At 43.2% G+C, this 9,784-nt stretch carries 9 protein-coding genes; 1 reads left to right on the top strand and 8 read right to left on the bottom strand.

The features are described 5' to 3' along the window. From VIN08_RS24730 to VIN08_RS24760, 7 genes are all read right to left on the bottom strand, one after another. On the bottom strand, positions 1-2,299 hold a 2,299-nt coding region (locus VIN08_RS24730), incomplete at its 3' end, for a DUF2339 domain-containing protein (protein ID WP_331971279.1). Positions 2,300-2,467: 168 nt separating this feature from the next. Beyond that, positions 2,468-3,325, bottom strand: a complete 858-nt coding sequence (locus VIN08_RS24735; protein WP_331971282.1) for a universal stress protein — start codon at positions 3,323-3,325, stop codon at positions 2,468-2,470. Positions 3,326-3,556: 231 nt separating this feature from the next. Further along, a complete protein-coding gene (locus tag VIN08_RS24740) occupies positions 3,557-4,141 on the bottom strand; it encodes a hypothetical protein (RefSeq protein ID WP_331971285.1) in 585 nt (194 codons plus the stop codon). 303 nt (positions 4,142-4,444) lie between these two features. Then, on the bottom strand, positions 4,445-5,023 hold the full coding sequence (locus tag VIN08_RS24745; RefSeq protein ID WP_331971288.1) for a hypothetical protein: 579 nt from the start codon (positions 5,021-5,023) through the stop codon (positions 4,445-4,447). 233 nt (positions 5,024-5,256) lie between these two features. Next, on the bottom strand, positions 5,257-5,844 hold the full coding sequence (locus tag VIN08_RS24750; RefSeq protein ID WP_331971291.1) for an LON peptidase substrate-binding domain-containing protein: 588 nt from the start codon (positions 5,842-5,844) through the stop codon (positions 5,257-5,259). A gap of 29 nt (positions 5,845-5,873) precedes the next feature. Then, positions 5,874-6,407 (bottom strand): adenine phosphoribosyltransferase, encoded by a 534-nt coding sequence (locus VIN08_RS24755; RefSeq protein WP_331971294.1) that lies wholly within the window; start codon positions 6,405-6,407, stop codon positions 5,874-5,876. Between the two features lie 78 nt (positions 6,408-6,485). Beyond that, the gene (locus VIN08_RS24760; protein ID WP_331971297.1) at positions 6,486-7,982 is read right to left on the bottom strand and encodes an NAD(P)H-hydrate dehydratase; all 1,497 of its coding nucleotides are present in this window, start codon (positions 7,980-7,982) and stop codon (positions 6,486-6,488) included. A 90-nt stretch (positions 7,983-8,072) separates the two neighbouring features. On the opposite strand from VIN08_RS24760, the gene VIN08_RS24765 reads away from it, so the two are divergent. Beyond that, positions 8,073-8,660 carry a Uma2 family endonuclease gene (locus VIN08_RS24765; RefSeq protein WP_331971300.1) on the top strand — a complete coding sequence of 196 codons (588 nt, stop codon included), beginning with the start codon at positions 8,073-8,075 and terminating at the stop codon, positions 8,658-8,660. Here the strand turns inward: VIN08_RS24765 and VIN08_RS24770 are convergent. Next, positions 8,657-9,784, bottom strand: a 1,128-nt coding sequence (locus VIN08_RS24770; RefSeq protein ID WP_331971302.1) for an NADH-quinone oxidoreductase subunit D, incomplete at its 5' end; no start/stop codon positions are given. The two genes, VIN08_RS24765 and VIN08_RS24770, sit on opposite strands and share 4 nt — an antisense overlap.

A 9,784-nucleotide genomic window follows, 5' to 3' on the forward strand; every position in this document is an offset into this window, starting at 1 on the left:
AGATAATACGCAGGTGTTTCTTCCGGGTCTTCAACCCGATGGTGATCAGCAGAAATGAAGCTATACCCCACAGTATCGGGAAGCCTATACGATGGTTCTGCGCTATAACGGTATAGAGCGAATCCGGTGTTTTATAAGCCAATAACAATACGGTATGATCTAACTCCGCACTGGCGAGAAATACAAAGAATAATACATAGAACCATGAGTATGCATTATAGGTTTGCTCATGAAAGCCCGTGAGTTTTTGTACACGTTTCAAAGTAAAGATGGCAATAAAGAGCAGCAAGGCTATATATACATAATGAAATACAAAACCCGTAGATGAAGCTTCGCCCAGCAGATATATATCGCGGGCATCGATAATTACAGAATGGTAATACAAGAGGTATGATAAAATCGCTACAGCACCCCACCCTGCAAAAAACGGACGAAGCGACTCTGGCAAAATAAGTTTCTTCTCTGCAAGGAGCAGTCCGCTTATAAAGAACAGATTATATGTACCAATCATAATCATGAAAGCCGATCGATCGTCTACATACTGCGAGAGCTGGTATTGCAGTTCGAGGAACTGGGAAGCATAGAGTAGTATAATTCCTCCGAGAGAGAGAAGCATTTTATAGGGCTGCACGTATTCAGCATACTCTCCTGTTTCAAATCGCAGGAAGTAAATAGTGAGTCCCATAGAGATCAATACAAATATACCGGTGATATAGGCCTTGTTAACAACAATAGCCAGTGTATTGGCATTGGCAAAGTATAGCTGTTGCCAATCCATCAGCAGACTTATCACCATCAAGCCGACAATGATAACAGACGCCAGCTTCATCAGTTTTATACCCGACTTCTGCGACAGCCACAATAGCAACACGGTTTCGGCTGCCCAGAAAAGTGTAATATAGTTTCCTTCGAGTTGTACTGGCGCTGCAAGACTGATAAAGGTAAGCACAAGACCGATGAGCAGGAATACCAGGTTACGATCAACGCGTTCGTTCTTATACAAGGTATAGGCAAATACAAAATTAAATATACCCAGCGCAGCGGTAAACAATCCTCTGAAGTCGCTACCCGCGGCACTGAGTATAACCATACCGGCCGCATAATAACAAAATGTATTACTCAACAGCAATGTTATCTCAATGGATTTGAATGAAGTTCGGTTACGAATGTTATTGATCACATTCATCAGGAAGAATGTGAGGTAGAACAACGTGGCAAACACCATCGCTCCGCGCATCATCGGTATATTATCGCCATCATACTTGGCGGTTAACCACGAGCCAAAGAGTATCAGCGTAAACACATAAGCGATTATATTAACAAGATTCCATTTCTTATAGTATGCCAGCACCAGCATACCAGTATCCAGGATCAACACGTAAGTAAAGAGCACGATATAATTCCCTTCACCGGTGCTAACCATGAAGGGTGAAGCAAATCCGCCAAGAATGGCGAGTATAGCAAGCTCGATGCGGTTATACGCCAGCGACAGCACAATGGCAAATGCAGTAATAACCACCATAATAAGAAACGCAGCTGTCTGGCTAAATATACCATACTCATGAAAAGCGATGGCAATAGTTAAATATAGCACGGCTATACCTCCGCCTACGAGTACTGAACTAAATGCTACAAATGTTTTTCGCAGGTAATGCGCTATGCTTATCAGTATACCTCCACAAGCTATACCTATAAATACACGTCCTATTTCTCCAATCCACTCCTGGTCGATAGCATACTTTACAAAGAAACCTATGCCGAGCACGAGTATACCTATACCGATCTTGTTCGCGAGATTTTCGCCAATGAATTTTTCAAGATCGGGGTTGCGTTCAAAGAAGCCGGGCTTGGGTGGCTTTGGAGGAGCCGGAGGAACAACAGTGCGTTTCTGTTCCCGTGCTTCTACCACCGGGAATGTAACAACCTCGACAGGTTTCTGTTCTGCTTCTTTTTTGATCTCTTCTTTTACAGGTGCCTTTATCTCTTCCGCTACAGGCTTCACTTCTTCGCGTACAACGGGTGTTGGTTGTACAGGTACTTCCTGCACAGGCTCTTTTGTCTTTGGAGGTTCAACAGGTTTTATAGCGGGTGTGGCTTGTGCTACGGGGCGTTCAACCACTTCGCGTTCACGTCTTGTGTCGCGCTCGGTCACCTGCTCTCTATGACGCTGCTTACGGAACTCTTCTGAGAGATCGTCCAGCTTTCTTTGCAGGATTAATAGTTGTGATGAGAAGTTGTTTTTGACCGAGATCAAAACAAGGAGTGTAATTACCAGGAGGATAAAGAGGACGTATTCCATGCTTACAGGGATAGGTAGCGAGACGTTGACAGGTTTTGATACAATTTATTGCAGGGCTTTAATAAGCAATCTAAATATTCCCAATCGTTGAAATCAACATAAATATAAATAAAAAGAAAAAGGCCGCTTCGGAGTGTCCGAAACGGCCTTTAAAAAGAAAGTTATACGTTATTTACGATGTTTCGTAACGAAAGTAAGTACCGGGCGTCTTGAGTGGCTCACTACTTCTTCGGCAATGCTTCCGGCAATTACGTGAGCAAAACCTGTACGGCCATGTGTAGCCATCGCGATCAGGTCGGCATCAATGCTATCGGCAAAGTAAATGATACCTTCTTCTTCACTGATGTCGTTGAATACATTGATGGTATAATTCTTCAATTGCAATTTTTTGGCGAAGCTCTCCATATACTTCTTCACTACAGCATCGCGCTGAAAGTTAGAAGGTGTATTGATGCGCACCAGGTGAATGGTTGAATCATATACCTGTTGTGTTCTGCGCACAATACGCGAAAACACTTCTTCATCTTTATCCATCGATGTTGCATAAACGATGTTCTTGAAGTCTTTGCTGGCTGGCTTATTGTGTACCGTAAGCACCGGGCAGTGTGAATGACGTACTACCTTTTCAGTATTAGATCCGATGATCATTTCTTCCAGGGCTGTGCGTCCTGAAGTTCCCATCACCACCAGATCCACTTTATTCTCAGTGATGATCGCATTCATGCCATGGAATGGTGTGCCCAATCTCAGCTTCTGGCGTACTTTAACATCAGCCAGTTTAGGATCGGAAGCCAGCTTCTCCATTTGCTTTTTAGCTTTCTCGATCAGCTTTGCTGTGAACAATTTATCTTCCCAACTTCCGCTATAAGAAGCTTCACCTTCAACGTTTATAGAACCCTCAGTAGCCTCTTCAATCACGTGCAGGAGTGTTATCTCACCACCTGAACGTCTGGCAATATCAGCGGCTACTTCTGCTGCGATAATGGCAGGCTTTGAAAAATCAGTCGGGACAAGAATTTTTTTCATAAGGATATAGTAGTTACGTTAATCGTTTGCAATAAGGTAAAAGTAGCGATTTCAATCAAAATTCAAAATGACGTTTGTCAGGCGCTGCTATACAATAGCAATCAACGGATCATTCTGTATTCTGCTGGCGATAAAGTGCTGTATATATTGATTAACGAACTGCTATAAAATGCAAAGGCCTTCCTGTTGGGAAGGCCTTTGCACGGTTAATGAATTCTCTTATTTATCTTCTTAGAAACGAACAGTCTTGGTGTTACCAGCTTTGTCAGTTACTTCGAATGTCAGTGAACCTGTTACATTCTTTACAGTATAAAGCTGAGCAAAGTTACCATCGATTGACTTGTTTTCGCTGTGCACGAGATTGTTGGCAGCATCATAGATCTTTACATTGATCTGCTCATTGCCTGTAGAAGATACAGACACGAGGAATTTACCATTCTCATTAGCAAGCTTAGAGATGTGAACATTCTTAGCTGAAGCATCTGCTGGCTTATAGTTGATTTTCTCAGTTCTCTTACCAGTTGCATCGATCAGCTCTACAGTATATTCACCAGCTGAAAGGCCTGTGAAATTCAGCGGGCAGATGAAACCATCTGTACCATTGAATGTCTCAGTGAATACCATTTCAGACTTTGTGTTATAAATATTCAATTTAATTTTACCAGCATTTTCTGCTTTGTATATAACTTTGAATACCTCTGCACCCTTAACAGGTACCACAGCCAAACCCTTGTTGCTCGGCTCTTCCTTTCCAAAAGCCGCCACAGTTGCACTTACTACTACGAGTGCTGCAATGAAAAGTGATCTAGTTTTCATAATCGATTTGTTTTTGTTTTTTGTTTACGATACAAATGTAACGCAGCGTATACCAAGAAGACCGGCTGTTGTAAGGAAACATTTTTTTTAACTATAAAAAACGTTTGCAGGAATTTCGAGAGTAAAAACAATCAAAAACAGGTATATATATACTCTGCAAACGCTATCATCAGATTTAATTTTAATACAACGTTTGCACTACTGCTTTTTCATCACGTTTGCATAATAAAAAAGCAGCACCATTACAGCGCTGCTCTCTTCTATCTTCTTCTCAGGGAAACCTATCCGATAGAATGATATTTGTTAATACCGAAGTACTTCAGAATTTCCTTTCTCATCTGTGAGTTCAAAGAAAACTTTCTCATTCACCTGACTGAGATTGAACATACGGGCAAAATCGTTGATGTGCTTTAGCTGTTCTTTGTAAAGAAGCTGACTTTTCTCTCCATAGATCTTGATCGATACAATGCCCGGAGACTTTTTCGGTACGGTAAGCAGGTATTTATTCTCGCCACCAATGCGTGTGAGGTGGGCCAGGCTTGCTCCGCGCTCTGTATGATAGTTCACCACTTGTGTTTGTCGCTGTGCACCATCATATACTTCAAAGGTATATTCGCCTTCTGCGAGATCACTGAAATTATAAGGACGAATAAAGCCATCTACTTTACGGATCACTTCTGTAAACACACGATCGCCTTTCGCATTGAAGATCGATACTTTCACATCGGATGATTTATCTGCTTTATAATATACATGAAAGGTGGAGCCTTTCTTCATAATACCTACACCGAGGGTAGGAGCCGGATTCTCCGCTCTGCGCGCATACACTGCACTGCTAACTATAGCCAGCAATGCCATCATAATCAGGAGGGTCTTTTTCATAAAGGGTTATTTTATATACTGATCAAAGACGACTCGTACTGACTGAATGTTGCAGCGCAAACGTTAATTTTTGTTAATGTGAATGTTATTGTAAAGTACTTACTGCTACATGAAAGCTGGCTTGAAACGGAAATCTATACCGGCAGATTCAAAATGCTGTAAAGTATAAAGCGCTACCTGTCTCTCATTGATATACAAAGAGCCTTACCACTAAATATACTTTGTGTGAACAACTAATTAAGATGGTATACGTCTTTGCTCTTCTCTTCGCTGCTAAGCAGGTGAAGCTGATACCGTATACGATTTAACAGGAAGTTATCGACCTTCTCATCGGGTAACTGAAGGAATTTATAGCGTTCGCCCAGGTCGAGACTTAACTCGCAGGCTACCTGGTATACCGAGAAGGTTGCTACATGCTGATTGATGTTACGATTCTTCAGATACTCCACAAACAATTCATATAACGCCAGGCTGGGTATCCTGTTTACATCTACGTTTCGGTATTGTACATCGGCTCCCGGATACATCTTGGATTTATAGGTCTGCATGAGCTTACTCATGGAAAAAATATCCTGACACTTCACGATAACATCTGATTCACCTCCGGGATAACGTTTGATGATACTCTCCAGGCGCATTAATGATCCGATCTTGGCCTGATTCATCTCATGACTAAAGTATATCCCGAACGTTATATCATGCAATTCGGCATCCTGTAAAAGCTGTTTGTACCGTGGCTCGAAGATGTGAAGCGGAACAAGTTCTCCTGGTAGTGGCAGAATCGCCAGCGGAAACATGGGTATATGAACGGATCCATCCATACCAGTTAAACAAATGTTTTTACAATAAGTTAATATTCTATCAAATAATGTGGCTTAACACCAAACCGTTTGGTCAGAATTTCAGCGCCCGGCAAAAAGCTCAGGTTTATAATAAATGAAAAGCCAACTACGCTAGCCCCCAGACTTTCGATCAGTTCTCCGGCAGCAGCAGCGGTTCCACCTGTTGCCAACAGATCGTCTTGCACCAACACGCGCCAGCCGGGCTGCACAGCGTCTTCATGCATTTCTATGCAGGCTGTTCCATATTCAAGATCGTATTCCTTTCTTCGTACTTTATAGGGAAGCTTGCCTGCCTTTCGGATAGGTATAAAACGACAATTCAGTTCGTGTGCGAGAATAGAACCGAAGATAAACCCACGGGCTTCTACGGCCGCTATAGCATCGATCTTCTGTTCTTTAAAATCACTGCGAAGCACACCAATGATCTCGTGCATAAGCGATGGATCGGACAACACCGGTGTTATATCTTTGAAAATGATACCAGGCTTGGGATAATCATATACATCCCGTATAGCGTGTTTGATCTTGTCGGATAGCAGCATGCAGGTATTTTGAAAGATCAAAAGTAAAACTCCCGCGCAACAGTCCAATCATAAAATGCCCAAAGGAGAATCTTTATTTCAAGCGATAGCCTTTTTGAATGCAGGCGGCAGAAAAGTAATAACATCGGAAGCGATGAGCGAGATCATTCCCTTTTCGCGAGCAGCGAGGTCTCCTGATAATCCATGCAGGTAAACACCCGCTATAGCAGCATCGATGGATGAATACCCTTGTGCTAACAGGCCGGTAAGTATACCGGTAAGCACATCGCCTGTACCCCCCGTTGCCATACCCGGATTACCCGTTGGATTAAAGTAAACGTTGCCATCGGGTGAGGCGATTGAAGTAAAGGCACCTTTTAAAACAATAACAGATCGTAATTGTCTGGCAAGAGTTTTTTGTTTCTCCAATCGTTCAAAACTATTTGACCACTTGCCTGCAATCCGCTCAAATTCTTTTGGGTGTGGTGTGAGTATACTTCCGGAAGGTATCAGGGAAAGTAACTCGCGGTTGGCAGAGAGTATATTTAGTGCATCAGCATCGATCACAACAGGTTTTCTAAAATCTTCCAGCACTTTACGAAAAGCTTTCACCGTTTGTTTATCCTGACCAAGTCCCGGGCCAACTCCTATTGCCGTATAGGGTTCCAATAATGGTATAGTGGTAAAGATGTGTTCGTGTTCATCTATACTGGCCATTGCTTCGTGCACACTGCTTTGCAGTATAGTATATCCACACTTGGGAATATGCACGGTGAGCAACCCAACGCCTGCACGCAACACAGCTTCAGCCGCGAGCAACGCAGCCCCTACCTTGCCGTAGCTACCGGCTATTAGCAGCGCGTGTCCGTAAGTTCCTTTATGATCAAACTTTCCGCGGGGATGAATGATCTTTCGGACAGCTTTGGCTGTAGAATAAAAATGACTGGTTTGTGTTTGCTTGATAAACTCTTTGCTGAGCCCTATATCTACGATGCACCACTCTCCTACAAACGAGAAATTATCCGGAAAGAAAAATGCTAGCTTGGGTATCTGAAAGGTGATTGTAAAATCTGCTTTTACAATTCCGCCCTGCGAAGCGCTATCGGCCATTAAACCGGAGGGTATATCTACTGCTATACGAACAGCCTGGGTGTTATTTATCTGCTTAATAACATCTGCAAATATACCTTGCACTGGTCGTGAAAGACCGGAGCCAAATATAGCATCTATTAACACCGTACACTTATTAAATATAGCATCGTCTATAGCAGATGAAAGTTCAACAACTTCTATTTTTCCCTCAATACGCTGGAGATTTACTTTAAAATCTTCCGTTTCGGAACTTCCCCGAACGATCCATACTTTTATTGGGTAACCCCATTCCTTCAGCAAGCGTGCTATACCAAGACCATCGCCACCATTGTTGCCCGTGCCACATACTATACCTATATTTTCAGATATACCAAACCGTTCCGTAAACCAACTCACAAATGCGCGACACGCCCGTTCCATCAGATCGATCGATGCCACAGGTTCCTGCTGGATCGTATAAGCATCCACCGCTTTTATTTGTTGAGATGAAAGAATCCTGATCATAATAACACCGTATAGCACTAAAAAAATATACCTAAAATTAGGTATAGAAAAACCGAAAGCAAATTGATAGCATTGGGAAAGTTTTAGGCTATGATGTATGAAATCAATACAAGCGCACTCGGAGGCGTATCCGAAGATCAATTTTACTACTTCTGTCAGGATAACGACTCCTTAAACCTTGAAAGAAATCCCAATGGGAATTTCGTTGTAAACGAACCCTCCGGAGTTGAAACAGAAGGGTATAATATGGATATAGTTTTCGAGCTGAAACTTTGGAACAGGCAAACCCAGGCGGGCCAGGTTCTCGGAAACAACGCGGGTTTTACTTTACCCAATAAAGCCGTACGATCACCCGATGCAGCCTTCATTCAACTAGATCGTTGGAATAGCATTCCTCCCAATGACAGAAAGAAGTTTGCGCATATATGTCCGGATTTTGTGATAGAGTTGCTTTCAGAAAGTGATTCAGCAAAACAGCTTCAAAGCAAAATGAAAGAGTGGATGAGCAACGGCTGCAAGCTGGCGTGGTTAATCAATCCTAAAAAGCGTGAAGTTAAAATATACCGCAGCAACGGTACTATAGTTACACAATCCTTCACTAAAATATTATCTGGCGAAGATATACTTCCCGGTTTCACAGTAAATCTGGCCGCTATATTTTCCGAAGCGTTGATCTAGCGATCCACCTCTCCCATTACCACATCGATAGACCCGATGATAGCAATCAGGTCAGCCACTAATATACCTTTCGATATTTCGGGCAACACCGAAAGATTCACGAAGCTGCAGGAGCGACACTTGCATCGGAAAGGTATATCGTTGCGACCATCGGCACGGAAGAAGAATCCAAGTTCTCCTTTTGGAATTTCGCCACGTATATAAAAGTCCTGAGCTTTTGGTCTGATTTTCTTCGGCACCAAAGCCTGCGGATCAAAGTCGCGCGAGCGTGTATGCTCTCCGGTAAGTTTATCAAGACACTGCTCAATGATCCTTAACGACTCGTGCATCTCCCGATATCGCACATAGGTTCTGTCCCAGCAGTCACCTACCTGGCCCATCTTGCCTTCGCCTATCGGTATATCAAATTCCAGTTCGGGATATACCGAGTAACCATCTACCCTGCGAAGATCAAAACGCAAACCTGAACCGCGCAGTACAGGTCCCGTTATACCGGCATTTATAGCGAGGTCCAGCGGCAATACACCAACATTGGCAGTGCGATCAACGAATATCTTATTCTCGATAAGTACTGTTTCCAGTTCCTGCAGCTTGGGCTTTATATAGTTTACAAATTCGCGACAGCGATCTTCAAAGCCTACGGGTATATCATAGAACAATCCGCCTATCCAGATATAGTTGTAGAGTAAACGTGCGCCAGATGCCCATTCCAACAAGCGCAGTATATGTTCACGATCGCGCATTAACCAGAAGAAGGGCGTGAAGGCTCCTATATCCATGCCATACGTGCCGATCGCTATAAAGTGAGAAGCCACACGATTCAACTCTGCCATCAGCACGCGGATATACTCTACGCGTTTGGGTATTTGGTGTTCTATACCCAGCATGCGTTCAACGCCCATCGCATATATATGTTCGTTGCTCATGGCCGCTACGTAATCGAGGCGATCAACAAAGGGTATAACCTGATTGTAAGGCAGATTCTCGGCATGCTTCTCAAAACAACGGTGCAGGTACCCGATATGCGGAACCACTTCCTTTACTATCTCGCCATCCATCAATACTTCCAGTCGAAGTACTCCGTGTGTAGAAGGATGCTGAGGCCCGAGGTTAATGATCATCTC

It is taken from the genome of Ohtaekwangia sp. (assembly GCF_036568665.1).
Classification (GTDB): Bacteria; Bacteroidota; Bacteroidia; order Cytophagales; family Cyclobacteriaceae; genus Ohtaekwangia.